The sequence below is a fragment of the Pseudomonas fluorescens genome (assembly GCF_902497775.2).
GTDB classification, from domain to species: Bacteria; Pseudomonadota; Gammaproteobacteria; order Pseudomonadales; family Pseudomonadaceae; genus Aquipseudomonas; species Aquipseudomonas putida_F.
Genome location: NZ_OZ024668.1, coordinates 5,311,412 through 5,336,812, shown reverse-complemented (window position 1 = coordinate 5,336,812; position 25,401 = coordinate 5,311,412). Strand labels below are relative to the sequence as shown.

Here is a 25,401-nt window from a genome sequence, read left to right as displayed (position 1 = left end):
TAGGAGCGGCAGCAGGCGGACGCTTTTCCTTGCAGGGGCTGGGTTGTGCTTCAGGACGTCGCCAGAGCGAGGTCGACGTTCAGTTGCCGCGACAGGCACGGCCAACGCCTCCAGGCGGCGCCGGTGTCCGGGCTGCTGAGCTTGTCGCGATACTGCTCGACCGACTCCAGGGCAAAGCTCTGGTCATTGAGCATCTCGTCCACCGAGTGGTGCACCACTTCATCCAGCTGGTTGGCGAACTCTTCGCCGATCAACTGGTGGGCGATCAGGTTGGCCACGGTGGTGTCCAGTGGGATCAGCGGCTGATTGAAGTGCTTGATGTACAAGTCGTTAACTTCTTCCACCAGGCGATGGGCCAGGTAGGCCTCATCCAGCAGGCAGCCCAGGCCCAGGTGGGTATCGGTGATGGCGGGTGGTTGCAGGAAGTACTGTTCGGCGATTTTCAGCACCGGTTTGATCTGCGACTCGATGCCGGCTTCGCGGGCAACGTCATTGGCCGCTTCCAGCAGTTCGGGGACTTGGTCGATATAGGCACCGACAAAGCGGGCCAGGGCGCCTTGGGCATCGGCCTCAGGCAGATGGATCGAAGGGTGCAGGTGGGGTAGCTGGTTTTCCAGTTGAGTTTTTAGTTGGCCGGTTTCGGTCTCATGTTGACGGGCACGGGTGATCTGCTCGCGCAAAGCGGCGATGTTCATGACAACTCCAGGGTAAAGGCGTGACAAACGGAAGACATAAGGTAGCTCGGTTCTGAAAATGCCTAAGACGCATTTGGCATAACCATTAACAACTTAATATTCGTCGATTATATCGAAATGCCATCATTGCGCCCCAGGCCAGGTAATTCGCGGCTTTGCGCGCAAACGTTCAACTTCTGCCGATGTTTTCCCCGTGCGCATTGCGGGGCCGGGGTCGCTGTCTATACTCCGGTTTGAAAGTGATTCGCTGATGAGGCCCGACTGCAGTTCGCAGGGGCTCGGTCGTCGAAGTTCGCAGTCTTGGCCGCCGTACCCTTAGCCGTAGGTCCACGCCTCCGGGATAACAAGAACGATAAGGGGAACCCGCAATGATGCGACATCCACATGTCTGGATGGGCCTCCTGTTGTGGTCGGTATTCGGTCAGGCGCACGCCGCCTGGACCGTGAACATGGCGCCAGGGGCGACTGAAGTCAGCAACGCAGTGTTCGACCTGCACATGACCATCTTCTGGATCTGCGTGATCATCGGCCTGGTGGTCTTTGGCGCAATGTTCTGGTCGATGATCATCCACCGTCGTTCCACCGGCCAGCAGCCTGCACATTTTCACGAACACACCTGGGTCGAGATCATGTGGACGGTGGTGCCGTTTCTGATCCTGGTGGCCATGGCCATCCCGGCGACCAAGACCCTGATCGATATCTACGACGCCAGTGAATCGGACGTCGACATCCAGGTCACCGGCTACCAGTGGAAGTGGCACTACAAATACCTGGGCCAGGATGTCGAGTTCTTCAGCAACCTGGCCACTCCCGCCGATCAGATCCACAACAAAGCGCCCAAGGACGAGCACTACCTGCTCGAAGTCGATCAGCCGCTGGTGTTGCCCGTGGGGGCCAAGGTGCGCTTCTTGGTCACTGCCGCCGACGTTATCCACTCCTGGTGGGTGCCGGCCTTTGCAGTCAAGCGTGACGCCATCCCCGGCTTCGTCAACGAAGCCTGGACCCGGGTCGAGAAGCCTGGCATCTACCGCGGCCAATGCACCGAACTGTGCGGCAAGGACCACGGCTTCATGCCGGTGGTGGTCGAGGTCAAGTCCAAGGCCGACTACGACACCTGGCTCGGCGAGCGCAAGGCCGAGGCAGCCAAGCTCAAGGAACTGACCAGCAAGGAATGGACCCTGCAGGAGCTGGTCGAGCGTGGCGACAAGGTCTACCACACCACCTGCGTAGCCTGTCACCAGGCCGAAGGCCAGGGCCTGCCGCCGATGTTCCCGGCGCTCAAGGGCTCGAAAATCGCCACCGGGCCGAAGGAAGACCACCTGAGCATCGTCTTCCACGGCAAGCCGGGCACGGCCATGGCCGCTTTCGGCAAGCAGCTCTCGGAAGTCGATATCGCCGCCGTGGTGACCTACGAACGCAACGCCTGGGGCAACAACAAGGGCGACATGGTCACGCCAAAAGACGTGCTGGCGATCAAACAGGCAGAAAGCAAATGAGCCGGGTTGATGCGTATCCGCGCCCTAGCCACCGGACTGCAGGAGACAGGACATGAGCGCAGTGATCGACGACCACAGCCACGGTCATGAGCACGCCCACGGGCCGGCCAAGGGCCTGATGCGCTGGGTGCTGACTACCAACCACAAAGACATCGGCACCCTGTACCTGTGGTTCAGTTTCATGATGTTCCTGCTCGGCGGCTCGTTTGCCATGGTCATCCGCGCCGAGCTGTTCCAGCCCGGACTGCAGATCGTCCAGCCGGAATTCTTCAACCAGATGACCACCATGCACGGCCTGGTGATGGTCTTCGGTGCGGTGATGCCGGCTTTCGTCGGCCTGGCCAACTGGATGATTCCGCTGATGATCGGCGCGCCGGACATGGCCCTGCCACGGATGAACAACTTCAGCTTCTGGCTGCTGCCGGCGGCCTTCCTGCTGCTGGTGTCGACCCTGTTCATGCCCGGCGGCGGGCCGAACTTCGGCTGGACCTTCTACGCTCCGCTCTCCACCACCTACGCGCCGGAGAGCGTGACCTTCTTCATCTTCGCCATCCACCTGATGGGCATCAGCTCGATCATGGGCGCGATCAACGTCATTGCTACCATCCTCAACCTGCGTGCCCCGGGCATGACGTTGATGAAAATGCCGCTGTTCGTCTGGACCTGGCTGATCACCGCCTTCCTGCTGATCGCGGTGATGCCGGTACTGGCGGGCGTGGTGACCATGATGTTGATGGACATCCACTTCGGCACCAGCTTCTTCAGCGCCGCCGGCGGCGGTGACCCGGTGCTGTTCCAGCATGTGTTCTGGTTCTTCGGCCACCCCGAGGTGTACATCATGATCCTGCCGGCCTTCGGTGCGGTCAGTTCGATCATCCCGGCGTTCTCGCGCAAGCCGCTGTTCGGTTACACCTCGATGGTCTACGCCACCGGGGCGATCGCCTTCCTGTCGTTTATCGTCTGGGCCCACCACATGTTCGTGGTCGGCATTCCGGTGGTCGGCGAGTTGTTCTTCATGTACGCCACCATGCTGATCGCGGTGCCCACCGGGGTGAAGGTGTTCAACTGGGTGAGCACCATGTGGGAGGGCTCGCTGACCTTCGAGACGCCGATGCTGTTTGCTATCGCCTTCGTCATCCTCTTCACCATCGGCGGCTTCTCCGGGTTGATGCTGGCGATTGCCCCGGCGGACTTCCAGTACCACGACACCTACTTCGTGGTGGCCCACTTCCATTACGTGCTGGTGCCTGGGGCGATCTTCGGCATCTTTGCCTCGGCTTATTACTGGCTGCCGAAGTGGACCGGGCACATGTACGACGAAACCCTGGGCAAGCTGCACTTCTGGCTGTCGTTCATCGGCATGAACATGGCTTTCTTCCCCATGCACTTCGTTGGCCTGGCCGGCATGCCGCGCAGGATCCCGGACTACAACCTGCAGTTCGCCGACTTCAACATGATCTCGTCGATCGGCGCCTTCACCTTCGGTGCCACGCAGATTTTCTTCCTGTTCATCGTCATCAAGTGCATTCGCGGCGGCGCCCCGGCGCCGGCCAAACCCTGGGATGGCGCCGAAGGGCTGGAATGGTCGGTGCCGTCGCCAGCGCCCTATCACACCTTCCAGACGCCACCGGAAGTGAAATGAACGGCTTCGGCCGGAGGATGCAGCATGAGTGAAGGGACCTCGCTCAAACGCCTGGTATGGCGGCTGATGCTGCTGACCGTGGTGATGTTCGCCTTTGGCTTTGCCCTGGTGCCGATCTATGACGTGATGTGCAAAGCCTTCGGCATCAACGGCAAGACCGGTGGGCAGTATGAAGGCACTCAGGTCAGTGACCTGAATCGCACGGTCAAGGTGCAGTTCATGTCGACCAATGCCAGTGACATGGTCTGGGACTTCTACTCCACCGCCGACCAGATCGACGTCAACCCGGGGGCGGTCAACCAGATGGTGTTCATCGCCCGCAACCCGACGGACAAGCCTATGAGCGCCCAGGCCATTCCCAGCATTACCCCGGCCGAGGCGGCGGCGTATTTTCACAAGACCGAATGCTTCTGCTTTACCCAGCAGGTGCTGCAGCCAGGTGAACGCATCGAAATGCCGGTGCGTTTCATCGTCGACCGCGACCTGCCCAAGGATGTGAAACACCTGACGCTGGCTTACACGCTGTTCGATATCACCGCTCGCCACCCGCCAGTCGCACACCTGGCGGACCCGGTTGCACAGGGCGCCCGATAAGGAGAACACCACGATGGCTTCCCATGAGCACTATTACGTACCGGCGCAAAGCAAGTGGCCGATCATCGCCACGGTCGGCATGTTCATCACCGTGTTCGGCCTGGGCACCTGGTTCAACGACTTAAAGGCCGGGCGCCCGGAATCCCATGGGCCGTGGATCTTTTTCTTCGGCGCCCTGTGCCTGGCCTACATGCTGTTCGGCTGGTTTGGCGCGGTGGTCAAGGAAAGCCGTGCCGGGCTCTACAGCCCGCAGCTGGACCGCTCGTTTCGCTGGGGCATGTCGTGGTTCATCTTCTCCGAGGTGATGTTCTTCATCGCCTTCTTCGGTGCGCTGTTCTATGTGCGCAATCTGGCCGGGCCCTGGCTCGGTGGGGATGGCGCCAAGGGCGTGGCGCACATGCTATGGCCGAACTTCGAGTTTTCCTGGCCGTTGCTGCACACGCCAGACCCGAAACTGTTTCCGCCGCCCAAGGACATCATCGACCCCTGGCACCTGCCGCTGATCAACACCATTTTGCTGGTCAGCTCCAGTGTCACGATCACCATCGCCCACCATGCCTTGCGCAAGAATCACCGCGGCCCGCTCAAGGCCTGGCTGGCGCTGACTATTCTGCTCGGCCTGGCCTTCCTGGTGCTGCAAGCCTACGAGTATCACGAGGCCTATACCGAACTGGGGCTGACCCTGGGGTCGGGCATTTATGGCGCAACTTTCTTCATGCTCACAGGGTTCCACGGTGCCCATGTGACCATGGGCACGCTGATTCTGATCGTGATGCTGGTGCGCATCCTGCGCGGGCACTTCAACGCCGATAAACACTTCGGTTTCGAAGCGGCCAGCTGGTACTGGCACTTCGTCGATGTGGTCTGGGTGGGGCTGTTTATCTTCGTTTACGTGCTGTAGCCGGGCTCAGAACGGCGCGTGGGAAACCAACTGGCCGCTGTAGAAACCCCAGGTCACCAGGGCCAGGGTCAAGGCGGCCAGGGTGACGCGAACAGTCAGGGCTTTAAGCAGGCGAGTCGACTGTCCGTCGTCCTTGACCAGAAAGAACAGGCCGCTGAACAGGCTGGCGATGGTCGCCAACAGCATCAGGACAATCGCGGCTTTAAGCATGGCGAAACTCCGGGGGGATGCAGTGATGAGTACAAGTATAGCGACTGACCTTTCGAGGGCCCGGTGAAGCGCTTTCGCCCCGGCATCGCGCCGACCCTGGTAGTGCTGTTGCTGCTGCCGGGGTTGATTGCGCTGGGCTGCTGGCAGCTCGGGCGTGCCGAACAGAAACGCCAGTTGCTGCAGGTCTACGCCGAGCGCAGTGGCAGCGACGCGGTGGGCAGTGCGCAGTTGCTGCAGATTGAGGATCCGGCCTATCGCCGGGTGCACCTGTACGGCCAGTTTGATGCTCAGCACAGCCTGTTGCTGGATAACCGCATGCGCGACGGCCAGGTTGGCGTCGAGCTGCTGCAACCCTTTTTCGACCAGGCCAGCGGCCTGTGGCTGTTGATCAATCGCGGCTGGCTGCCCTGGCCGGACCGTCGCATCCCCGTGCAGTTCAGCACGCCTGAGCAACCCTTGAGCCTGGATGCTGCGGTGTATGTCGCCCCTGGCGCCACCTTTCAACTGCATGCCGACCCGCAAGGCGGCAGTTGGCCGCGGCTGCTGACCGCCATCGACGCCGGCGCGCTGTGGCCGCAGCTGGGCCGCGAAGGTTTTGCCCACGAATTGCGCCTGGAACCGGGCCTGGCCAGTTACCGGCTGGATTGGCCGGTAGTCGCCCTGGGCCCGGAAAAACACCTGGGTTACGCCGTGCAGTGGTTTGCCCTGGCGTTGGCCCTGGTGCTGCTCTACCTCTACTTCGGCTGGCATAACAACAAGGAGAAACAGCATGGGAGCCGTCACAAGTCCACTCAACATGTCTGAAGGCAAGGCACCGCGCAGCCGTACGCGCGGGCGCCTGCAACTGCTGCTGATCCTGCTGGTGGTCCTCGGCCCGATGATCCTCGCCACCAGCATGTACAAACTCAAGTTCTGGGTGCCCGACAGCCGTAGCTACCACGGGGAAATGATCGGCACCGGCCAGACCCGTGGCGACCTTGGCGTGAGTGCGGACGAAGGGCGCTGGCAACTGCTGGTGAGTACGCCCAAGGATTGCGGGCTGGATTGCCAGCAACTGGTGTACCTGGCCCGGCAGATCCAGATCGGCCTGGGCCGCGATGCCAGCCGCGCCAGCCATGCCCTGGCCGCCGCCCAGCCACTGGCGGCCGACTATCAGGCCAAGCTGGATCGCGAGTACCCGCAACTGCAGCGCTACCCTCTGGACCTGTCGCGCTACGGCGCGGTCAGCCAGGGCAAACAGGATGCCCAGCTGTGGATCATCGACCCGCACGGCAACCTGGTACTGCGCTACGACGCCAGGATCAAGGGCAAGGACTTGCTCAATGACCTGCGCCACCTGCTGAAACTGTCCAATATCGGGTAGGACATCGCTATGGCCAGACCAGGATTTCGCCTCGCCGTCTTCGCCACCCTGCTGGCACTGGTTGTCGTCTTGCTCGGTGCCTATACCCGTTTGACCCATGCCGGCCTGGGTTGCCCGGACTGGCCGGGGTGCTATGGCTTTATCAGCGTGCCCAAGACCGAAGCGCAATTGGCCCACGCCGAGCGGCACTTCCCCGACACGCCGGTGGAGGCGCACAAGGGCCGCAACGAAATGGTCCACCGCTACTTTGCCGGTACCCTGGCGCTGGTGATCACCCTGCTGGCCTTGCAGGCCTGGCGCCGCCATGGCCGTGACGGCCAGCCGTATCGCCTGCCGCTGCTGTTGCTCGGCGTGGTGTTCGCCCAGGCGGCCTTTGGCATGTGGACGGTGACCCTCAAACTGTGGCCGCAGGTGGTTACTGCACATCTATTAGGCGGCTTTGCCACCTTGAGCCTGTTGTTCCTGCTTAGTCTGCGCCTGTCACGCGCCTTTGCGCCCTTGCCCAAGCTGCCGTTGAGCGTGCGCCGGGTGGCGGCGCTGGGTTTGCTGGTGGTGATCGGCCAGATCGCCTTGGGCGGCTGGGTCAGCGCCAACTACGCGGCAGTAGCCTGTATCGACCTGCCAACCTGCCATGGCCAGTGGTGGCCGCAGGCGGACTTCGCCAACGGCTTTCACCTGACCCAGCACATCGGCCCCAATTACCTGGGCGGCCAGCTCGACAGCGATGCGCGTACGGCGATTCATATGAGCCACCGTCTGGGCGCCTTGCTGGTGACCGCCGTCATGCTGATCCTGAGCTGGAAACTGCATCGCCAAGGCTTGAGCAGGCTGGCGGGGTTGGTGCTGGTGGCACTGGCCGTGCAGGTGAGCCTGGGCATCAGCAATGTGGTGTTCCATCTGCCACTGGCCGTTGCTGTAGCCCACAACGCCGGTGGCGCCATGCTGTTGCTGAGCATGGTGCTGGTCAATTACCGCATTCGCCTGGTTGCCCAGGCCAAAGCCCGTCGGGTCAGCCAGGGCTGGCGCCTGACCCCGCTGACGAGTGGCGGAGTCGTTCATTATCTGGGAGATAATTCATGGCGACGCTTCTGAGCGAGCGCAGGCTGCAAGCAGGCTGGCGGGACTACCTCGAGCTGACCAAGCCCAAAGTGGTGGTACTGATGCTGATCACCTCGCTGGTCGGCATGTTCCTCGCCACCCGCGCCGGGGTGCCGTGGACCATTCTGCTGTTCGGCAACCTGGGCATTGCCTGTTGCGCCGGTGGTGCTGCGGTGGTCAATCATGTGCTCGACCGGCGCATCGACGCACTGATGGCGCGTACCCATAAACGGCCAATGGCCGAAGGCCGGGTGGCGCCAGCGGCGGCACTGACCTTTGCCCTGCTGCTGGCGACCCTGGGCATGGCCTTGTTGCTGGTGTTCACCAACGCCCTGACAGCCTGGCTGACCCTGGCCTCGCTGCTCGGTTACGCGGTGATCTACACCGGCTTTCTCAAGCGCGCCACGCCGCAGAACATCGTCATCGGCGGCTTGGCCGGCGCCGCGCCGCCACTGCTGGGCTGGGTGGCGATCAGCGGGCATATCAGTGCCGAGCCATTGCTGCTGGTGCTGATCATCTTCGCCTGGACGCCGCCGCACTTCTGGGCGCTGGCCATTCACCGCAAGGAAGAGTACGCCAAGGCTGATATTCCGATGCTGCCGGTAACCCACGGCGAGCACTACACCAAGGTGCATATCCTGCTGTACACCCTGGTGTTGTTGGCAGTCAGCCTGCTGCCCTACGCCATCCACATGAGCGGCCCGCTGTACCTGGCCTGCGCCCTGGCCCTGGGCGGGCGCTTCCTGCAGTGGGCCTGGGTGTTGTACCGTGGCAGTCGGCCGCACGCGGCGATCAAGACCTTCAAGTACTCTATCTGGTACCTGTTGCTGCTGTTCATCGCGCTGCTTGTTGACCACTACCTACTGTTGAACCTATGACTCGAACCCAGAAAACCGTCTTTATTCTCGTTGCCCTGGTCGCCGTGATCCTCGGGCTTACCGTCAACAAGGTGCTCAATGGCCGCAGCGAAGGCAACCCGACCGAGCTGATCGATGCCGGCATCATCCTGCTGCCGCAGAGCCGCACGGTACCTGCCGTGGAGATGACCGACGAGCAAGGCCAGCCAGTGCTGATGGATGAGCTTAAGGGCAAGTGGTCGCTGCTGTTCTTCGGCTACACCTTCTGCCCGGACATCTGCCCGACCACCCTCGCCCAGCTGCGCCAGGTAAAAAGCGAGCTGCCCAAGGAGGCGGTAGAGCGCTTGCAGGTGGTGTTGGTCAGTGTCGACCCGAACCGCGACACCCCGGCACAGCTGAAGCAGTACCTGGGCTATTTCGACAAGGATTTTCGCGGGGTGACCGGCTCGCTGGAGAACATCCAGAAGCTGGCCAATGCCGTGAGCATTCCGTTCATTCCGGCCGATACCAGCAAGCCGAACTACACGGTCGATCACAGCGGCAACCTGGCGCTGCTGGGGCCGGATGGCAAGCAGCGCGGGTTTATCCGGGCGCCATTCAACAACCAGAAGCTGGTTGCTCAATTGCCTGGGCTGGTTAAGCGCGACTGAAAGCATCGCGGGGCAAGCCCGCTCCCACAAAACCTGTGGGAGCGGGCTTGCCCCGCGATAGGTCTTTGAATCAGAACGCCGGCTTGACCGCGCCCTTGTACTTCTCTTCGATGAACTTCTTCACTTCCGGCGTGTGCAGGGCTGCAACCAGCTTCTTCACAGCGTCGGCGTCCTTGTTGTCTTCGCGGGTCACCAGGATGTTCACGTAAGGCGAATCGCTGCCTTCGATGACCAGCGCGTCCTTCTCAGGGTTGAGCTTGGCTTCCAGCGCGTAGTTGGTGTTGATCAGCGCCAGGTCGACCTGGGTCAGCACGCGTGGGATAGTCGCCGCTTCCAGTTCACGGAATTTCAGGTTCTTGCTGTTCTCGGCGATGTCTTTGACGGTCGAGAGGATGTTGGTGTTGTCCTTGAGCTTGATCACACCGGCCTTGTCCAGCAGCAGCAAGGCACGACCGCCGTTGGTGGCGTCGTTGGGGATGACCACGGTGGCAGTCGACGGCAGCTCGTCGAGTTTCTTGTACTTGCTCGAGTAGGCGCCCAGCGGCTCCAGGTGCACACCGGCAACGCTCACCAGCTGGGTGCCCTTGGCCTTGTTGAACTCATCCAGGTACGGCTGGTGCTGGAAGAAGTTGGCGTCCAGGCGCTTCTCGGCCACCTGTACGTTCGGCTGGATGTAGTCGGTGAACACCTTCACCTTCAGGTCCACGCCTTCTTTGGCCAGGGCCGGTTTGACGAACTCGAGGATCTCGGCGTGCGGCACCGGGGTGGCGGCAACAGTCAGGGTCTCGGCCTGGGCCGAGAAGGCCGCGACAGCGGCGACAACAGCAAGCAGCTTTTTCATCAAATCACTCCTTGTGAGGGCCGATCCGGCCCCCGGTGCGTCGGCAGTGCCGACCCATGGGGTTACTTACGGGAAAAATGCACAACCAGTTTGTCGCCCACGCTCTGCAGGACTTGAACCAGTACCAGCAGCAGGACCACGGTGACTACCATCACATCGGTCTGGAAACGTTGGTAACCGAAGCGGATCGCCAGGTCACCCAGGCCGCCAGCGCCCACCACACCGGCCATCGCGGTGTACGACACCAGGGTAATGGCGGTCACGGTGATGGCCGCGAAGATGCCCGGACGGGCCTCGGGCAGCAAGGCGTTGATGATGATCTGGCGGGTGGTGGCGCCCATCGACTGGGTGGCTTCGATGATGCCGCGGTCGACTTCACGCAGCGCGGTTTCCACCAGGCGTGCGAAGAATGGCGTAGCCCCCACCACCAACGGTGGAATGGCGCCGGCGACACCCAGCGAGGTGCCGGTGATCAGCACGGTGAACGGAATCATCACGATCAGCAGGATGATGAACGGCAGCGAGCGCAGGATGTTCACCACCAGCGACAGCAGCGCGTATACGCCCTTCTGTTCGAACAGCTGGCGCGGGCCGCAGAGAAACAGCAGTACGCCCAGCGGCAGGCCGAGCAGCACGGTGAAGAACAGCGACCCGAACAGCATGATCATGGTGTCGATGGTGGCCAGCCAGATTTCGGCCCAGTCGACATTGGCAAAGAAACTCAAGGCGTCCATCAACGCAGTACCTCCATATGAACATCAGCTGCAGTGAAGCGGGCAAACGCCGCTTCCATGTCGCCGCCTGTGACGGCCAGGGTCAGCTGCCCATACGGGGTGTCCTTGATGCGATCAATGCGCCCAGCCAGGATGCTGTAATCCACACCGGTTTCCCGGGCGACGGTGCCCAGCAGCGGCGCGTAGGTCGAGTCGCCCTGGAAGGTCAGGCGCACGATGCGCCCTGGCACGTGGGCGAAGTCGTCGCGCTGTTCGTTTTCGTCGACCTGCTCGTCTTCCTGGACGAAGCGCTTGGTGGTCGGGTGCTGCGGGTGCAGGAACACATCGGCCACCGGGCCTTGCTCGACGATCTGCCCGGCATCCATGACTGCCACACGGTCACAGACCCGGCGGATCACGTCCATTTCATGGGTGATCAGCACGATGGTCAGCTTCAGTTCGCGGTTGATCTCGGCCAGCAACTGCAACACCGAGGCGGTGGTCTGCGGGTCGAGGGCGCTGGTGGCTTCGTCACACAGCAGGATCTTCGGCTTGGTGGCCAGGGCGCGGGCGATGCCGACGCGCTGCTTCTGGCCGCCGGAGAGTTGGGCCGGGTATTTCTTCGCGTGATCGGACAGGCCGACGCGGGCCAGCAGCTCATTGACGCGGATGTCGATTTCCTTGCGCGACAGTGCGCCGGCCAGGGTCAGCGGCAAGGCCACGTTGTCGGCGACAGTCTTGGAGGCCAGCAGGTTGAAGTGTTGGAAGATCATCCCGACTTGTTGGCGGAATCGGCGAAGATCATTGGCGTTGAACGCAGTAACGTCTTCGCCGTCGACGATGATCTTGCCGCCGCTTGGCGCTTCCAGACGGTTGATCAGGCGCAGCAGGGTACTTTTACCGGCGCCGGAATGGCCGATCAGCCCGAACACCTGGCCGTCTTCGACGATCAGGTTGGTCGGGTGCAGTGCGGGGATATCCCTACCGGCAACGCGGTAGGTCTTATGGACATTTTGAAACTCGATCACGTAGCGAACCTTGTGGGGCGCATGGGAATGGGGTCAGCGGTTAGCCGGGCGCGCATTTTAGCCTGTTCGTATAGAGGTTCTTAGCATTTATTTCGCAATTGACCAATGCTACTGGAATAACGCGATCAGTGGTCAATCCGAAGGAACGCCTGCAGGGGCCATCAGTCACTACTGGATAGGGCCCACCGTGGGGTCGAACCGTAGGATCGATTGACTGAGGAGAGCACACCGATGCCCAGCAAGAAGAACCCGCCCAAGGAAAGCCAACTGGCCGGTACCCAGACCCCGGACCGGGCCAACACCAACGCCAAGTTGCAAAGCCTGGAAGCCTTTCGTAGTGACGCCACTGGCCAGGCGCTGCGCACCAATCAGGGGGTCAGGGTTGCCGACAACCAGAACACCCTGAAAGCCGGTGACCGCGGCCCGTCGCTGCTGGAGGATTTCATCATGCGTGAAAAGATCACGCATTTTGACCATGAGCGCATTCCCGAGCGCATCGTTCATGCTCGCGGTACCGGCGCCCATGGCTACTTCCAAACCTACGAATCCCATGCCGCGCTGACCAAGGCTGGTTTCTTGCAGGACCCGGAGAAGATCACCCCGGTGTTCGTGCGTTTTTCCACCGTCCAGGGCCCGCGTGGCTCGGGCGATACCGTGCGCGATGTGCGCGGCTTTGCCGCGAAGTTTTTCACCGATGAAGGCAACTTCGACCTGGTGGGCAACAACATGCCGGTGTTCTTCATTCAGGATGCCATCAAGTTTCCCGACTTCGTGCATGCAGTGAAGCCTGAGCCGCACAACGAAATTCCCACCGGCGGCTCGGCCCACGACACCTTCTGGGACTTTGTCTCCCTGGTGCCGGAATCGGCGCACATGGTGATCTGGGCGATGTCCGACCGCGCCATCCCGAAAAGCTTGCGGACCATGCAGGGCTTTGGTGTGCACACCTTTCGCCTGATCAATGCCCAGGGCAAGTCGAGCTTCGTCAAATTCCACTGGAAGCCCAAGGCGGGCGTGTGTTCGCTGCTGTGGGACGAAGCGCAGAAGTTGGCCGGTAAAGATACCGACTACCATCGCCGCGACCTCTGGGAAGCGATTGAAACCGGCAATTACCCGGAATGGGAGTTCGGTGTGCAGATCGTCGCCGAAGAAGACGAGCACAAGTTCGACTTCGACCTGCTCGACCCGACCAAGATCATCCCCGAAGAGCTGGTGCCGGTTACGCCGCTGGGCAAAATGGTGCTCAACCGCAACCCAGACAACTTCTTTGCCGAAACCGAGCAGGTCGCCTTCTGCCCTGGGCACATCGTCCCCGGCATCGACTTTTCCAACGACCCGCTGCTACAGGGTCGGTTGTTTTCCTACACCGACACCCAGATCAGCCGACTCGGCGGGCCGAACTTCCACGAGATCCCGATCAACCGTCCGCTGGCGCCCAACCACAATGGCCAACGCGATGCGCTGCACCGCACCACTGTGGACAAGGGCCGCGCCTCGTACGAGCCCAACTCGATCGATGGCGGCTGGCCCAAGGAAACCGCGCCGGCAGCCAGCGATGGCGGTTTCGAGTCGTATCCTGAGCGTATCGAAGCGCACAAGGTGCGCCAGCGCAGCCCGTCGTTCGCCGACCACTTCTCCCAGGCACGGTTGTTCTTCCAGAGCATGAGCCCGACCGAGCAGGAGCACATCATCAGTGCCTACAGTTTTGAGCTGGGCAAGGTTGAGCGGGAGTTCATCCGCGCCCGCGAAGTGAACGAAATCCTCGCCAACATCGACCTTACGCTGGCGGCGCGGGTGGCAGCCAACCTTGGCCTGCCTGCACCGAAGAAAGGCACAGTGGATGTGCCTCAACCAAGCCTCAAGGAGTCCCCGGCGTTGAGCCAGATGAACCTGCTGGGCGAAGGCATCAAGGGCCGTAAAGTAGCAGTGCTGGTGGCCGATGGCGTGGATGGCGCCGGTGTCGATAGCCTGGTCAAGGCGCTGGAAGCCGAGAGTGCGCAGATCAAAATTCTCGGCCCGACCTCGGCACCGGTGAAAACCGCCCAAGGCAAGGCGCTGGCAGTGGATGCGTCGATGGAAGGCATGCCTTCGGTGATCTTCGATGCGGCCTGGGTGCCGGGCGGCAAGGCTTCGCTCCAGGCTCTGGCCGGTGATGGGGTCGCGGTGCATTTCCTGCTCGAAGCCTACAAGCACCTCAAGCCCATTGGCCTGGCCAGCGAGGCGCAAACCGTGCTCGACAAACTGGGGCTCAAGGCCGATAGCGGCTTGCTGCTGGGCAATGATGACAAAGCCTATAAGGCCTTCATCAGTGCAATCAGCAAGCATCGGGTGTGGGAGCGTGAGACTGCGGCGAAAGCCATTCCGGCGTGATGCACAAATCGGGTGCCCACCAGGGCACCCTTTTCGTTAAGGGCGGCGCGGGACCAGTACGGCCTGGGCAGGCTGGTTGCGATGAATCTCGTGGCTTTGCTGCAAGGCAAAGTCTTTGTCGAGTTTTTTCACCCGTTTGCCCAGCAGGGTTTGCAGCCAGGGTGCGTCTTGCTTGCGCGGCACCTGGAACACCACATCGCACTGATAATTGACCACGTCGCTGGCGATGTCATCCAGTTGCTTGCGCATTTCGCGAATGTTGGTGGTTTTCAAGGCGACGACGGTGCTCGGCGCGGTCGGGTCGATCAGTTTGGCGGCCGGGCGGGCTTCGGCGGCTTTCAGCGCAGCTTCGGCTTTATCGAGCTCGGCCTTGCGGGCCTGGGCGATAGCGCCGTTGACGCCGCCGGTCAGCGCCGGTGCCTTGGGCATCAGCGCGCGGGCGCGGGCCAAGGCGGTGGCCGCCGCATTCACATCACCCTTTTGCAGGACGATCTGGCTGCGTTGCAGATAGGCTTCGGCCAGCTGACGCTGGTATTGCTCGATCCGGCTGTCATTCGGCGCCTGGCTTTGCAGGGTGGCGAGTTGATCTTCGGCAGTGGCCAGCTCGCTGCTGGCGATGCTTTGCTCCAGCTGCTGCCAGGCATCAGGCTGGGCAGGCACGGCGGCGTTGTCGGCCGGGGTGCTGGAGCACGCGGCGAGGATCAGTGAAAACGCGGCAAGGAGCAGATAACGGGAGGCGAACGGCTTCATTCCTGCGACTCTCTATTTGCGCAAAAAGCGAGCAAGTCTACACCCAGTCCGTAGACTCGAAAATAACTCTTCAGGACCCTGCGCGTTTTTAAATGTCGCAGGGTGCAACCGCCGAGGCTGCACCCCACGACTTCAGCGCCGGGGCAGTGCCAGGCTCAGCAAGAATAGCACTGCGGCGCAGACCACGATGGACGGCCCGGCCGGGGTGTCCTTGAACCACGACAGCGCCAGGCCGCCACAAACCGCAGTAACCCCCAGCAGGCTGGCGCCCAGGGCCATCTGTTCCGGCGAGCGGGCGTGACGTTGCGCCGCAGCGGCGGGAATGATCAGCAAGGAAGTGATCAGCAGCACGCCGACGATCTTCATCGCCACGGCGATCACCACTGCAATCAGCAGCATCAGCGCCAGGCGCAGCGCGGCGACCGGCAAGCCTTCGACCATGGCCAGCTCTTCATGCACGGTGACCGCCAGCAGCGGCCGCCACAGCACCACCAACAACAGCAATACCGCAGCGCTGCCGCCGAGAATCCAGGCCAGATCCCCCGGGCTGATCGCCAGCAGGTCGCCGAACAGGTAGGCCATCAGGTCGATGCGTACATCGTGCATGAAGCTCAGCACCACCAGGCCCAGGGAAAGCGTGCTGGGCGCAAGAATCCCTAGCAGAGTGTCGGAGGCCAGTGGCTGACGCTGTTGCAGGGTCACCAGCAAGATCGCCAGCAACAGGCAGCCGACGGTGACCGCCAGGGCCGGGCTGACATCCAGCACGAAGCCCAGGGCGACGCCGAGCAGCGCGGCGTGGGACAGGGTGTCGCCAAAATAGGCCATGCGCCGCCAGACCACGAAGGACCCCAGCGGGCCTGCGACCAGCGCCAGGGCCAAGCCTGCGAGCAGGGCGTAAAGCAGAAAATCAGCCATGCTTGCAGTGATCTCCATGAACGTGGCCGCCTTTGGCCGGGGCGACCACCGAGCCGTGCAGGTCGTGGGCGTGGTCGTGGTGGTGGTGATAGATCGCCAGGCTCGGCGCGTTGCTGCCAAACAGCTCAACGAAAGCCGGGTCGCCGCTGACCTGTTCCGGGTGGCCGGAACAGCAGACGTGGCGGTTGAGGCAGACCACCTGATCGGTGGTGCTCATGACCAGGTGCAGGTCGTGGGAAACCATCAGCACGCCGCAGCCGTGGCGGTCGCGCAGGCGGGTGATCAGGCTGTACAGCTCGGACTGGCCGGCGACGTCGACGCCCTGTACCGGCTCATCGAGTACCAGCAGCTCGGGCTCGCGCAACAGTGCGCGGGCCAGCAGCACGCGCTGCATCTCACCGCCGGAAATACCCTGGATCGGGCTGTCGATCACCTGTTCGGCGCCGACTTCCTTGAGTGCCGACAAGGCCGCCGCACGATCAACACCGGGCACCAGGCGCAAAAAACGCAGCACTGAAAGCGGCAAGGTGGCATCGACCTGAAGCTTTTGCGGCATGTAGCCGATGCGCAGCCGTGGTTTGCGCCAGACCGTGCCGGTATGCGGCTTGAGCAGGCCGAGCACGGCGCGCACCAGGGTGGTCTTGCCGGCGCCGTTGGGGCCGATCAGGGTGACGATCTGCCCGGGCTCCACGGCCAGGTCGATGCTGTCGAGTACTGCTTGGCCGGCAAAGCTCACGCCCACCTGCTCAAGGCGAATCAGCGCATTGCTCATCAGGCGCTCCGGCAGTTGCTGCACAGGCCGACGACTTCGACCGTCTGTGCTTCGACGCTGAACCCGACTTCTTTGGCGCTGGCGACAATGGCGTCGCTGATGCTGCTCTGCTCAAGCTCGATGGCCACGTGGCATTCGCGGCAGATCAGGAACTGGCCCTGGTGCGCGTGCTCGGGGTGGCTGCAGCCAATGAAGGCGTTGAGCGAGGCAATGCGGTGCACCAGGCTGTTTTCCAGGAGGAAATCCAGCGCCCGGTATACGGTGGGCGGCGCCGCCCGGCGGCCGTCCTGCTCGCTCAACACGGCGAGGATGTCGTAGGCGCCCAGCGGCTTGTGGCTCTGCCACACCAGCTCCAGCACGCGGCGGCGCAAGGCGGTCAGGCGCACACCCTGGCGTGCGCACAGCGCATCGGCCTCGGCCAGGGCGCTGTGCACGCAATGGGAGTGGTCGTGGGGGCGGTTGGCCAGCGGGGTTTTAGGCATGAGCGGCGACGGTTCTGATTAGAGACGTTATTATGTTACCTGTTTCAGCCCCTGTGAGTGGTCATCGTGTCCCGAATTTTTGCCCTTTTTGTCGCTTTTATCGCCACTCTGGTGATGTTCCAGGCACAGGCCGAAGTGCGTGTGCTGACCAGTATCAAACCCCTGCAACAGATTGCTGCAGCGGTTCAGGACGGCCTCGGCACGCCTGAAGTGCTACTGCCGCCAGGCGCCTCGCCACACCATTATGCCCTGCGCCCTTCCGACGTACGGCGGGTAGGCGATGTCGAGCTGTTGTACTGGATCGGCCCGGACATGGAAGGCTTCCTGCCGCGGGTACTCAAGACCCGCCGCAAGCCGAGTGTCGCGGTGCAGGACCTGCCGGGCCTGCAACTTCGCCACTTTGGCGCAGATAGCCACTCCCACGACGAAGAGGGCGACGATCATGACCATGATCACCGCCCGGGCAGCCTCGATGCCCACCTCTGGCTGTCGTCGGTCAACGCTCGGGTGATTGCGGCGAAGATGGCCGCTGACCTCAGCGCTGCCGACCCGGCCAATGCCGCACGTTACCAGGGCAACCTCAAGGCCTTTGGCGAACGTCTGGATGCGCTGGATGGGCGTCTTAAAAAGCGCCTGGCTGGTGTTAGTGGCAAGCCGTTCTTCGTCTTCCATGAAGCGTTTGACTATTTTGAATCGACTTACGGCCTGAAGCACACCGGGGTGTTCAGTGTGGCTGCAGAAGTGCAGCCGGGCGCCCAGCACGTGGCGGCGATGCGCAAGCGCCTACAGGAAGTGGGCAAGACCTGTGTGTTCAGCGAGCCGCCACTGCGCCCACGCTTGGCCGAGACGCTGACGGCGGGGCTGCCGGTGACCCTGGCGGAGCTGGACGCCTTGGGCGGTACAGTGCCGGCCAGTGCTCAGGGGTATGAGCAGTTGCTGGAGAAGCTGGGGAATGATCTGGCGGGGTGTCTGGAGAAGTTGTGACGCCCCGCGATGTTTCAAAGCGCAAACGGCAAGGCAATCTCCACTTGCTGGCGCGCCGCCAGGCGAACTTCAAAGTCAGCCGGATCGTGAATCAGCACGTCCATCCCGGCAAACGATTCGGCGGCAATCAGGCGCGATAGCCAGAAGCGCACGCAGGCAATGCGCAGCATCACCGGCCACAGGTGCGACTCGGCCGAGGTGAACGGTCGCAGCGCCGCATACGCCCCCAGCAACGCCCGCGCCCGCGGACCATCGATGACCCCGGCGTCGTCGCAGCACCAGTCGTTCAGGGTGATCGCCAGGTCGTAGAGCATTGGCCCCGAGCAGGCGTTGTAGAAGTCGATCAGGCCGGTCAGGTGGGTGCCTTCGAACAGCACGTTGTCGCGGAACAGGTCGGCATGCAGGTTGGCCCGGGGCAGCGCCATGATCTGTGCCTTGTGCTCGATCACCTCGTCCAGGCACGCCTGCAGCAGCTGGCGCTGTTTGGCGTTCAGGCGCGGCATCAGCTCGGCGCCGGTTTCCAGCATCCAGTCCAGGCCGCGATCGGTCTTGCGCTCCAGGACCTTGTCGCGGGTGGCCAGGTGCAAGTGCCCGAGCAGTTCGCCAACCTGTACGCAATGTTGGTTGTTGGCGGTCTTGATGTGCTTTCCCGGCAGCCGTGGCTGCAGTAGCGCAGGCTTGCCGGCCAGTTCACGCAGGGCCACGCCGTCGTTGCTACGCAGGGCGTAGGGCACCGGCAGGTCGGCCTCATGCAGCACGTCAAGCAGTTCGATGAAGAACGGCAGGTCCTGAATTGGCCCGCGTTCGACCAGCGTCAGCACATATTCGCCCTGTTCCAGACTGACAAAGAAGTTGCTGTTCTCGGTGCCGGCGGCAATGCCCTGGAAGTCCCGCAGGCGGCCCAGGCCGTACGGCGCCAAAAAGGTTTCCAGCTCAGGCCGGGTCAGGGGGGTGAAGACTGACATGATCAAAAATTGCCCATACGGGCACTTCAGCAGGGAAGTGCCAGGTTGATGTAAAGGGTACGGCTTACCACTCGAAGATTTTCCACGATGGGATCAGCATGTCCGGTTGGTCGGAGCGGATGAAATTGCCCTCCGAACCATCAGCGCGTACCAGGAAGTAAGGTTTTCCGCCTTTCGGGGTCACCTTGATTGCATACAGGAAGCCATTTTGCCGGTATTCCTGGATGGTTTTGTCGCCTTCCGTGCGAATGGTTACATCCGGATCAGCCGTTGGCGCGTCATCCGCTGCCAGGGCGACGACCGGAGTGACTGCCAACAGGCTGAGCAGCAACAGGCGATTTAGTGTACGCATGATAACCTTGTCCCTTTGTCGTCAATGTTCCGGACATTCTAGCGCCGGGCCCGTCGAAAAGGTTGATTCTGCACATGAGCCAAGCTCCCCTCGTCCTGGTGGACGGTTCCTCGTACCTGTACCGCGCCTTCCACGCGCTGCCACCATTGACTACTTCCAAGGGCCTGCCGACCGGCGCGGTCAAGGGCGTGCTGAACATGCTCAAGAGCCTGCGCAAGCAGTATCCGGACAGCCTGTTCGCGGTGGTATTCGACGCCAAGGGCGGTACCTTCCGCGACGAAATGTATGCGCAGTACAAGGCCAACCGGCCAAGCATGCCCGATGACCTGCGCGTGCAGATCGAGCCGCTGCACGCCAGCGTGCGTGCCCTGGGCTACCCGCTGCTGTGCGTCGAAGGCGTGGAAGCCGACGACGTGATCGGCACCCTGGCGCGCAGCAGCGCCGCAGCCGGGCGCCCGGTGATCATCTCCACCGGCGACAAAGACATGGCCCAGCTGGTCGACGGCCACATTACGCTGGTCAACACCATGACCGGTAGCGTGCTCGACGTTGCTGGCGTGCACGAGAAATTTGGCGTCGGTCCTGAGCACATCATCGATTTCCTCGCCCTGATGGGCGACAAGGTCGACAACATCCCGGGCGTGCCGGGGGTAGGCGAAAAGACTGCGGTGGGCCTGCTGACCGGTATCGGTGGTGGCCTGAGCGACCTGTACCAGAACCTCGACAAAGTCCCGACCCTGGCCATTCGCGGCGCCAAGACCCTGCCGGCCAAGCTTGAAGAGCACCGTGACGCGGCGTTCCTGTCCTACGAGCTGGCAACCATCAAGATCGATGTACCGCTGGACGTCGAAGTCGATGCGCTGGTGTGCGGCGAGCCGGACCGTGACGCGTTGCTGGAGCTGTACACCGAGATGGAGTTCAAGAGCTGGATCGACGAAGTCCAGCGCGACGCCAAGCGGGCCGGCCAGGAAGTCGTGGTCCAAGCGCCGCAGGAAGTGGTCGAGGCTCAGTACGAAACCATCCTCGACCAGGCCCGCTTCGATGCCTGGCTGGAGAAGCTGCGCCAGGCGCCACTGTTTGCCTTCGACACCGAAACCACCGGCCTCGATGCCCAGCAGGCGCAACTGGTCGGCGTGTCGTTCGCGGTTCAGGCCCATGAAGGCGCTTATGTGCCGCTGACCCATTCCTATATGGGCGTGCCCGAGCAGCTCGACCGCGACAGCGTGCTGCTGGCGCTTAAGCCGCTGCTGGAAGACCCGACCAAGGTCAAGGTGGCGCAAAACGCCAAGTACGACATGAACATCCTGGCCAACTGCGCCATCGGTGGCGATCTTGCCAACGGTATCCAGATGCGGGGCGTGGCTTACGACACCATGCTCGAGTCCTACGTGCTCGACTCCACCGCCACCCGTCACGACATGGACAGCCTGGCGCTCAAGTACCTGAACCACACCACCATCGGCTTTACCGACATCGCCGGCAAAGGTGCCAAACAGCTGACCTTCGACCAGATCACCCTGGAACAGGCCGGTCCCTATGCCGCGGAAGACGCCGACGTCACCCTGCGCCTGCACCAGACCCTGCAGAACAAGCTTGCGCAGATTCCGAGCCTGCAATCGGTGCTGGCCGACATCGAGATGCCGCTGGTGCCGGTACTGGCCAAGATCGAGCGCCAGGGCGCGCTGGTCGATGCCAAGCTGCTGGGCGTACAGAGTATCGAGCTGGGCGAGAAAATGGCCGAGCTGGAACGCCAGGCCTTCGAGATCGCCGGCGAGGAGTTCAACCTCGGTTCGCCCAAGCAACTGGGCGTGATCCTCTATGACAAGCTGGGCATGCCGGTGCTCAACAAGACTGCCAAAGGCCAGGCGTCTACCGCCGAAGCGGTGTTGGCGGAATTGGCCGACATGGATTTCCCGCTGCCCAAGGTGCTGATGCAGTACCGTTCCCTGAGCAAGCTCAAGAGTACCTACACCGACCGCCTGCCAGAGCAGATCAACCCGCGCACCGGGCGAATTCACACCTCCTACCATCAGGCGGTCGCAGCCACCGGACGGCTGTCGTCCAGTGACCCGAACCTGCAGAACATCCCGATCCGTACCGCCGAAGGCCGGCGTATCCGCCAGGCCTTCGTCGCCGCACCAGGCTACAAACTGCTGGCGGCGGACTATTCGCAGATTGAACTGCGGATCATGGCTCACCTGGCCCAGGACGAAGGTCTGCTGCACGCCTTCCGCAACGATCTGGACGTGCACCGGGCCACCGCTGCCGAGGTCTTCGGCGTGGAGCTGGAGCAGGTCACCATCGACCAGCGGCGCAGCGCCAAGGCCATCAACTTCGGCCTGATCTATGGCATGAGCGCTTTCGGCCTGGCCAAGCAGATCGGCGTTGACCGTAAACAGTCGCAGGCTTACATCGATCGCTACTTCGCCCGCTACCCAGGCGTATTGGCCTACATGGAGCGCACCCGCGCCCAGGCTGCCGAGCAAGGTTATGTCGAAACCCTGTTTGGCCGGCGCCTGTATCTGCCGGAGATAAACGCCAAGAACCCGGCCCTGCGCAAAGGCGCCGAGCGCACCGCCATCAACGCGCCGATGCAGGGCACGGCGGCCGACATCATCAAGCGCGCCATGGTCGCGGTGGATAACTGGCTGAGCGATTCGGGCCTGGATGCCCGAGTGATCCTGCAAGTGCATGACGAACTGGTGCTGGAAGTGCGCGAAGACCTGGTCGAGCAGGTGCGCGAGCAGATTCGTCCACACATGAGCGGAGCCGCCCAGTTGGATGTACCGCTGCTGGTTGAGGTCGGAGTGGGGTCAAATTGGGACGAAGCGCACTAAAAAAACGCTGAAAATCGGGGAAAAGCTGCGGCATATCGTCGCGGCTTTTGGCCTGGCCTGATGCCGTTAGCGCCGGAAGTTTCCCATCTATCGCAAATAGTTTTTAAACGTCCGGAACTAAACCGGTGAACTGCGACTCAGAGTATCTGAATGGCTGGTGAAGCCCTTCGATGCTCCTATGTTGTGTTAAGTGTTGGCAGATCTCTGGACCCCGCCCTAGCGGTCCGGAACTTGAACCCCGAACTTCCCCCTCCCCATACGAAGTCCGGGGTTTTTTTTGCCCGGCGTTTACCGGGCGGCCCTTATTCTGCGGGCTTGTCCGGCAGTTCCATCCAGCGTGCCAGTACCCCGTAGGCTTCTTCCAGGCCTTGGCGCTTGGGCGCCGAGAACAGCTGGATGGTAATGCTGTCGCCCCAACCTTTGCGGATCTGCGACTGCACTTTGAGCAGGGTGTTCTTGGCCGCGCCAAAGGTCAGCTTGTCGGCTTTGGTCAGCAGGATGTGCATCGGCATGCCGGAGGCGCGCGACCAATCGAGCAGCATCATGTCGAAGTCGGTCATCGGATGGCGCACATCCATCATCAGGATCAAGCCCTTCAAGGCCTCGCGGCTGCCCAGGTAAGCTTCCAGGTGCCGTTGCCAGTGCTGCTTGAGCGGGATTGGCACCTTGGCATAACCGTAGCCCGGCAAGTCGACCAAACGCCGTTCATCGTCCAGACTGAAGAAGTTCAACAGCTGGGTGCGCCCCGGGGTTTTCGAGGTGCGCGCCAGGCTGGCGTGGGTCAGGGTGTTCAGTGCGCTGGACTTGCCAGCGTTGGAGCGGCCGGCAAACGCCACTTCAAAGCCCTGGTCGGGCGGACACTGGTCGACCTTGGCAGCACTGATGGCGAATTTGGCCTGTTGGCAGAGGCCGAGGATGGGGTTTTTGACTTGCATGGGATATCCGGTGTGGGCGTTGCCAGAGGCGGGCTCGGCAAGCGGTGTCGTTTCCGTTTCAGTAACGGGAGTATATAATGCCCCAGATTTTGTGTGCGCATTATCCCAGCGTAGGAGGATGTGCACGGGGGCATCGGATTCAAGCTTGCGCATTAGAACGCAGTGCAGCCCCCAACCCTGAAAGGTCGTTCGCATGACGAAATGGCTGCTTGTTGTCGGTGTCTTGATACCGTTATTCAGCGCTCAGGCTACACAGGATCCCGAGGCGTTGTACAACCGCACGTGTGCGGCTTGTCACGCCGGGCAGCTGCCACAGGCACCGAAAGCGGGTGATCGTGCGGCTTGGGAGCCAAGACTGGCGAAGGGTATGGAGATGCTGGTGGTGCATGTCACCCAGGGTTTCAAGGCTATGCCAATGCGTGGATTGTGCATGGACTGCAGTGCCGAGGACTACCAGGCAATCATCCAGTGGATGAGCCAGAGTCCCGATACATAACTCTTTCACCCTTAGCCGTAGTTGGATTAGCTGATGAACAAACTACTCGTGAGTCTGCTGTTGACCTTGGGCATCACCGGTGCAGCCAATGCCGCAGAGCCTGTCAAAGGGGATGCCGCTGCTGGTCAGGCCAAAACTGCTGTATGTGGCGCTTGTCACAATCCGGACGGCAATAGCCTGGCGCCGAACTTCCCGAAACTTGCAGGCCAGGGTGAGCGCTACCTGTTGAAACAACTGCACGAGATCAAGGACGGCAAGCGCACCGTGCTGGAAATGACCGGCATGCTGACCGCCTTCAATGATCAGGACCTGGCCGACATCGCCGCCTACTTCTCCAGCCAGAAAGGCAGCGTTGGCGCGGCTGATCCGAAGTTGGTCGAGCGTGGCCGCGCCCTGTTCAACGGCGGTGACGTTGAAAAAGGCCTGCCGGCCTGCACCGGCTGCCACTCGCCTAACGGCGCAGGCATTGCCCTGGCCGGCTTCCCGCACTTGGGCGGCCAGCACGCCAGCTATGTAGCCAAGCAACTGACCGACTTCCGCGAAGGCAACCGTACCAACGACGGCGACGCCACCACCATGCGCACCATCGCGGCCAAGCTGAGCAACAAGGACATCGAAGCTTTGTCCAGCTACATCCAGGGTCTGCATTGATCCGCGCTTTAACGCTGGGTTAATACTACGGCGCAAAGATGAAAAGGGTGGCTTCGGCCGCCCTTTTTTGTGCCCGCTGCCGTTACACTAACGAACTCGGGCCTGCCTCGACCTGTCCTACGACCGGTCGCGCCAAGGCGACTCAATAGACTGCTCAGGAGTAAAGCATGCGTAATCTGATTCTCGGCGCCGCGCTGGTCACCGCCAGCCTCTTCGGCATGACTGCCCAGGCCGCCGAACCGGTAGCCTTCGACCAGTATACCGAGCTGAGCAACCCGGTTCCGGTGTCGGTCCCTGGCAAGATCGAAGTGGTCGAGCTGTTCTGGTATGGCTGCCCGCACTGCTACAGCTTCGAGCCTGTGGTCAATCCATGGGTCGAGAAGCTGCCAAAAGACGTCAACTTCAAGCGTATCCCGGCCATGTTCGGCGGCCCTTGGGATGCCCACGGGCAGATGTTCCTGACCCTCGAAGCGATGGGTGTCGAACACAAGGTTCACGCTGCCGTGTTCGAAGCCATTCAGAAGCAGCGCAAGCAACTGACCAAGTTGGACGACATGGCTGATTTCCTCGCCACTCAAGGCGTAGATCCTGACAAGTTTCGCGCCACCTTCAACTCCTTCGCCATCAAGGGCCAGGTCGTCCAGGCCAAAGAGCTGGCCAAGAAGTACGAAATCACAGGCGTACCGAGCATGGTCGTCAACGGCAAGTACCGCTTCGACCTCGGCACCGCCGGTGGGCCGCAAGGCGTGCTGAACGTTGCTGACTACTTGATCGACAAGGAGCGCGCCGCTAAGTAAGCGGCGC

General features: G+C 62.0%; 27 protein-coding genes. 15 read left to right on the top strand and 12 right to left on the bottom strand.

Features of this window, described 5'->3' with window-relative positions:
• Window positions 1–50: 50 nt before the first annotated feature.
• Window positions 51–695, bottom strand: coding sequence for a hypothetical protein (locus F8N82_RS24515; RefSeq protein WP_038997845.1), 645 nt, complete (start codon window positions 693–695; stop codon window positions 51–53).
• Between the two features lie 368 nt (window positions 696–1,063).
• On the opposite strand from F8N82_RS24515, the gene coxB reads away from it, so the two are divergent.
• The 4 genes from coxB to F8N82_RS24495 are packed head-to-tail and all read left to right on the top strand — an operon-like array spanning window position 1,064 to window position 5,328.
• Window positions 1,064–2,191: a cytochrome c oxidase subunit II gene (gene coxB / locus F8N82_RS24510; protein WP_038997844.1), complete on the top strand. Its 1,128-nt coding sequence runs from the start codon at window positions 1,064–1,066 to the stop codon at window positions 2,189–2,191.
• A gap of 52 nt (window positions 2,192–2,243) precedes the next feature.
• Window positions 2,244–3,833, top strand: coding sequence for a cytochrome c oxidase subunit I (gene ctaD / locus F8N82_RS24505; RefSeq protein ID WP_038997843.1), 1,590 nt, complete (start codon window positions 2,244–2,246; stop codon window positions 3,831–3,833).
• Window positions 3,834–3,857: 24 nt separating this feature from the next.
• On the top strand, window positions 3,858–4,427 hold the full coding sequence (locus F8N82_RS24500; protein WP_038997842.1) for a cytochrome c oxidase assembly protein: 570 nt from the start codon (window positions 3,858–3,860) through the stop codon (window positions 4,425–4,427).
• 13 nt (window positions 4,428–4,440) lie between these two features.
• Window positions 4,441–5,328 (top strand): cytochrome c oxidase subunit 3, encoded by an 888-nt coding sequence (locus F8N82_RS24495; RefSeq protein WP_038997841.1) that lies wholly within the window; start codon window positions 4,441–4,443, stop codon window positions 5,326–5,328.
• 6 nt (window positions 5,329–5,334) lie between these two features.
• On the opposite strand, the gene F8N82_RS24490 is transcribed toward F8N82_RS24495, so the two are convergent.
• The gene (locus F8N82_RS24490; protein WP_010222642.1) at window positions 5,335–5,538 is read right to left on the bottom strand and encodes a twin transmembrane helix small protein; all 204 of its coding nucleotides are present in this window, start codon (window positions 5,536–5,538) and stop codon (window positions 5,335–5,337) included.
• Between the two features lie 63 nt (window positions 5,539–5,601).
• Here F8N82_RS24490 and F8N82_RS24485 point away from each other — a divergent pair, with 63 nt between their 5' ends.
• From F8N82_RS24485 to F8N82_RS24465, 5 genes are read left to right on the top strand one after another with little or no spacing between them, the layout of a single operon-like run.
• The gene (locus F8N82_RS24485; protein WP_038997840.1) at window positions 5,602–6,342 is read left to right on the top strand and encodes an SURF1 family protein; all 741 of its coding nucleotides are present in this window, start codon (window positions 5,602–5,604) and stop codon (window positions 6,340–6,342) included.
• Entirely contained in the window at window positions 6,308–6,901 is a 594-nt protein-coding gene (locus F8N82_RS24480) for a hypothetical protein (RefSeq protein WP_038997838.1), read from the top strand. Before F8N82_RS24485 ends, F8N82_RS24480 begins: the two co-directional genes overlap by 35 nt.
• Window positions 6,902–6,910: 9 nt before the next feature.
• A complete protein-coding gene (locus F8N82_RS24475; RefSeq protein WP_038997837.1) occupies window positions 6,911–7,993 on the top strand; it encodes a COX15/CtaA family protein in 1,083 nt (360 codons plus the stop codon).
• Complete coding sequence (cyoE, locus tag F8N82_RS24470) at window positions 7,978–8,877, top strand: heme o synthase (RefSeq protein ID WP_038997835.1); 900 nt, start codon at window positions 7,978–7,980, stop codon at window positions 8,875–8,877. Before F8N82_RS24475 ends, cyoE begins: the two co-directional genes overlap by 16 nt.
• Window positions 8,874–9,506, top strand: a complete 633-nt coding sequence (locus tag F8N82_RS24465; protein ID WP_038997833.1) for an SCO family protein — start codon at window positions 8,874–8,876, stop codon at window positions 9,504–9,506. The genes cyoE and F8N82_RS24465 overlap by 4 nt, the downstream gene beginning before the upstream one ends.
• A 70-nt stretch (window positions 9,507–9,576) precedes the next feature.
• Here the strand turns inward: F8N82_RS24465 and F8N82_RS24460 are convergent, their stop codons facing one another.
• The 3 genes from F8N82_RS24460 to F8N82_RS24450 all read right to left on the bottom strand — a co-directional run bounded on the left by F8N82_RS24460 (window position 9,577) and on the right by F8N82_RS24450 (window position 12,088).
• Window positions 9,577–10,347: a MetQ/NlpA family ABC transporter substrate-binding protein gene (locus F8N82_RS24460; RefSeq protein ID WP_038997832.1), complete on the bottom strand. Its 771-nt coding sequence runs from the start codon at window positions 10,345–10,347 to the stop codon at window positions 9,577–9,579.
• Between the two features lie 62 nt (window positions 10,348–10,409).
• On the bottom strand, window positions 10,410–11,081 hold the full coding sequence (locus F8N82_RS24455; RefSeq protein ID WP_010222633.1) for a methionine ABC transporter permease: 672 nt from the start codon (window positions 11,079–11,081) through the stop codon (window positions 10,410–10,412).
• On the bottom strand, window positions 11,081–12,088 hold the full coding sequence (locus tag F8N82_RS24450) for a methionine ABC transporter ATP-binding protein (RefSeq protein ID WP_038997831.1): 1,008 nt from the start codon (window positions 12,086–12,088) through the stop codon (window positions 11,081–11,083). The genes F8N82_RS24455 and F8N82_RS24450 overlap by 1 nt, the downstream gene beginning before the upstream one ends.
• A gap of 231 nt (window positions 12,089–12,319) precedes the next feature.
• Between F8N82_RS24450 and katE the strand changes: the two genes are divergently transcribed.
• Window positions 12,320–14,458, top strand: a complete 2,139-nt coding sequence (gene katE / locus F8N82_RS24445) for a catalase HPII (protein ID WP_150777008.1) — start codon at window positions 12,320–12,322, stop codon at window positions 14,456–14,458.
• 36 nt (window positions 14,459–14,494) lie between these two features.
• On the opposite strand, the gene F8N82_RS24440 is transcribed toward katE, so the two are convergent.
• The 4 genes from F8N82_RS24440 to zur form a co-directional block, all read right to left on the bottom strand.
• The gene (locus F8N82_RS24440; RefSeq protein ID WP_038997828.1) at window positions 14,495–15,208 is read right to left on the bottom strand and encodes a PA5502 family lipoprotein; all 714 of its coding nucleotides are present in this window, start codon (window positions 15,206–15,208) and stop codon (window positions 14,495–14,497) included.
• A gap of 132 nt (window positions 15,209–15,340) precedes the next feature.
• A complete protein-coding gene (gene znuB / locus F8N82_RS24435) occupies window positions 15,341–16,123 on the bottom strand; it encodes a zinc ABC transporter permease subunit ZnuB (protein WP_038997827.1) in 783 nt (260 codons plus the stop codon).
• A complete protein-coding gene (znuC, locus tag F8N82_RS24430; RefSeq protein WP_038997826.1) occupies window positions 16,116–16,895 on the bottom strand; it encodes a zinc ABC transporter ATP-binding protein ZnuC in 780 nt (259 codons plus the stop codon). The genes znuB and znuC overlap by 8 nt, the downstream gene beginning before the upstream one ends.
• Window positions 16,895–17,377 carry a zinc uptake transcriptional repressor Zur gene (gene zur, locus F8N82_RS24425; protein ID WP_038997824.1) on the bottom strand — a complete coding sequence of 161 codons (483 nt, stop codon included), beginning with the start codon at window positions 17,375–17,377 and terminating at the stop codon, window positions 16,895–16,897. Before zur ends, znuC begins: the two co-directional genes overlap by 1 nt.
• A 66-nt stretch (window positions 17,378–17,443) precedes the next feature.
• On the opposite strand from zur, the gene F8N82_RS24420 reads away from it, so the two are divergent.
• On the top strand, window positions 17,444–18,361 hold the full coding sequence (locus F8N82_RS24420; RefSeq protein WP_038999665.1) for a zinc ABC transporter substrate-binding protein: 918 nt from the start codon (window positions 17,444–17,446) through the stop codon (window positions 18,359–18,361).
• Between the two features lie 14 nt (window positions 18,362–18,375).
• Here F8N82_RS24420 and F8N82_RS24415 read toward each other — a convergent pair whose 3' ends face one another.
• Complete coding sequence (locus tag F8N82_RS24415) at window positions 18,376–19,326, bottom strand: homoserine kinase (RefSeq protein WP_038997823.1); 951 nt, start codon at window positions 19,324–19,326, stop codon at window positions 18,376–18,378.
• Between the two features lie 64 nt (window positions 19,327–19,390).
• The gene (locus F8N82_RS24410) at window positions 19,391–19,678 is read right to left on the bottom strand and encodes a DUF2782 domain-containing protein (RefSeq protein ID WP_038997822.1); all 288 of its coding nucleotides are present in this window, start codon (window positions 19,676–19,678) and stop codon (window positions 19,391–19,393) included.
• Between the two features lie 74 nt (window positions 19,679–19,752).
• Between F8N82_RS24410 and polA the strand changes: the two genes are divergently transcribed.
• Window positions 19,753–22,515: a DNA polymerase I gene (gene polA, locus F8N82_RS24405; protein ID WP_038997821.1), complete on the top strand. Its 2,763-nt coding sequence runs from the start codon at window positions 19,753–19,755 to the stop codon at window positions 22,513–22,515.
• Between the two features lie 302 nt (window positions 22,516–22,817).
• Here the strand turns inward: polA and yihA are convergent, their stop codons facing one another.
• On the bottom strand, window positions 22,818–23,450 hold the full coding sequence (gene yihA / locus F8N82_RS24400) for a ribosome biogenesis GTP-binding protein YihA/YsxC (protein WP_038997820.1): 633 nt from the start codon (window positions 23,448–23,450) through the stop codon (window positions 22,818–22,820).
• A 193-nt stretch (window positions 23,451–23,643) separates the two neighbouring features.
• Here yihA and F8N82_RS24395 point away from each other — a divergent pair, with 193 nt between their 5' ends.
• The 3 genes from F8N82_RS24395 (at window position 23,644) to dsbA (ending at window position 25,394) form a co-directional block, all read left to right on the top strand.
• The gene (locus F8N82_RS24395) at window positions 23,644–23,946 is read left to right on the top strand and encodes a c-type cytochrome (RefSeq protein ID WP_038997819.1); all 303 of its coding nucleotides are present in this window, start codon (window positions 23,644–23,646) and stop codon (window positions 23,944–23,946) included.
• Between the two features lie 33 nt (window positions 23,947–23,979).
• Window positions 23,980–24,597, top strand: coding sequence for a c-type cytochrome (locus F8N82_RS24390; protein WP_038997818.1), 618 nt, complete (start codon window positions 23,980–23,982; stop codon window positions 24,595–24,597).
• A 167-nt stretch (window positions 24,598–24,764) separates the two neighbouring features.
• Window positions 24,765–25,394 carry a thiol:disulfide interchange protein DsbA gene (gene dsbA, locus F8N82_RS24385; protein ID WP_038997817.1) on the top strand — a complete coding sequence of 210 codons (630 nt, stop codon included), beginning with the start codon at window positions 24,765–24,767 and terminating at the stop codon, window positions 25,392–25,394.
• Window positions 25,395–25,401: the final 7 nt, after the last annotated feature.

What these genes read in the sequence shown, in the direction of transcription:
- F8N82_RS24515 (WP_038997845.1), bottom strand. Translation starts at nt 695, where the DNA reads ATGAACATCGCCGCTTTGCGCGAGCAGATCACCCGTGCCCGTCAACAT.
- coxB (WP_038997844.1), top strand. Translation starts at nt 1,064, where the DNA reads ATGATGCGACATCCACATGTCTGGATGGGCCTCCTGTTGTGGTCGGTA.
- ctaD (WP_038997843.1), top strand. Translation starts at nt 2,244, where the DNA reads ATGAGCGCAGTGATCGACGACCACAGCCACGGTCATGAGCACGCCCAC.
- F8N82_RS24500 (WP_038997842.1), top strand. Translation starts at nt 3,858, where the DNA reads ATGAGTGAAGGGACCTCGCTCAAACGCCTGGTATGGCGGCTGATGCTG.
- F8N82_RS24495 (WP_038997841.1), top strand. Translation starts at nt 4,441, where the DNA reads ATGGCTTCCCATGAGCACTATTACGTACCGGCGCAAAGCAAGTGGCCG.
- F8N82_RS24490 (WP_010222642.1), bottom strand. Translation starts at nt 5,538, where the DNA reads ATGCTTAAAGCCGCGATTGTCCTGATGCTGTTGGCGACCATCGCCAGC.
- F8N82_RS24480 (WP_038997838.1), top strand. Translation starts at nt 6,308, where the DNA reads ATGGGAGCCGTCACAAGTCCACTCAACATGTCTGAAGGCAAGGCACCG.
- F8N82_RS24475 (WP_038997837.1), top strand. Translation starts at nt 6,911, where the DNA reads ATGGCCAGACCAGGATTTCGCCTCGCCGTCTTCGCCACCCTGCTGGCA.
- cyoE (WP_038997835.1), top strand. Translation starts at nt 7,978, where the DNA reads ATGGCGACGCTTCTGAGCGAGCGCAGGCTGCAAGCAGGCTGGCGGGAC.
- F8N82_RS24465 (WP_038997833.1), top strand. Translation starts at nt 8,874, where the DNA reads ATGACTCGAACCCAGAAAACCGTCTTTATTCTCGTTGCCCTGGTCGCC.
- F8N82_RS24460 (WP_038997832.1), bottom strand. Translation starts at nt 10,347, where the DNA reads ATGAAAAAGCTGCTTGCTGTTGTCGCCGCTGTCGCGGCCTTCTCGGCC.
- F8N82_RS24455 (WP_010222633.1), bottom strand. Translation starts at nt 11,081, where the DNA reads ATGGACGCCTTGAGTTTCTTTGCCAATGTCGACTGGGCCGAAATCTGG.
- katE (WP_150777008.1), top strand. Translation starts at nt 12,320, where the DNA reads ATGCCCAGCAAGAAGAACCCGCCCAAGGAAAGCCAACTGGCCGGTACC.
- F8N82_RS24440 (WP_038997828.1), bottom strand. Translation starts at nt 15,208, where the DNA reads ATGAAGCCGTTCGCCTCCCGTTATCTGCTCCTTGCCGCGTTTTCACTG.
- znuB (WP_038997827.1), bottom strand. Translation starts at nt 16,123, where the DNA reads ATGGCTGATTTTCTGCTTTACGCCCTGCTCGCAGGCTTGGCCCTGGCG.
- znuC (WP_038997826.1), bottom strand. Translation starts at nt 16,895, where the DNA reads ATGAGCAATGCGCTGATTCGCCTTGAGCAGGTGGGCGTGAGCTTTGCC.
- zur (WP_038997824.1), bottom strand. Translation starts at nt 17,377, where the DNA reads ATGCCTAAAACCCCGCTGGCCAACCGCCCCCACGACCACTCCCATTGC.
- F8N82_RS24415 (WP_038997823.1), bottom strand. Translation starts at nt 19,326, where the DNA reads ATGTCAGTCTTCACCCCCCTGACCCGGCCTGAGCTGGAAACCTTTTTG.
- F8N82_RS24410 (WP_038997822.1), bottom strand. Translation starts at nt 19,678, where the DNA reads ATGCGTACACTAAATCGCCTGTTGCTGCTCAGCCTGTTGGCAGTCACT.
- polA (WP_038997821.1), top strand. Translation starts at nt 19,753, where the DNA reads ATGAGCCAAGCTCCCCTCGTCCTGGTGGACGGTTCCTCGTACCTGTAC.
- yihA (WP_038997820.1), bottom strand. Translation starts at nt 23,450, where the DNA reads ATGCAAGTCAAAAACCCCATCCTCGGCCTCTGCCAACAGGCCAAATTC.
- F8N82_RS24395 (WP_038997819.1), top strand. Translation starts at nt 23,644, where the DNA reads ATGACGAAATGGCTGCTTGTTGTCGGTGTCTTGATACCGTTATTCAGC.
- F8N82_RS24390 (WP_038997818.1), top strand. Translation starts at nt 23,980, where the DNA reads ATGAACAAACTACTCGTGAGTCTGCTGTTGACCTTGGGCATCACCGGT.
- dsbA (WP_038997817.1), top strand. Translation starts at nt 24,765, where the DNA reads ATGCGTAATCTGATTCTCGGCGCCGCGCTGGTCACCGCCAGCCTCTTC.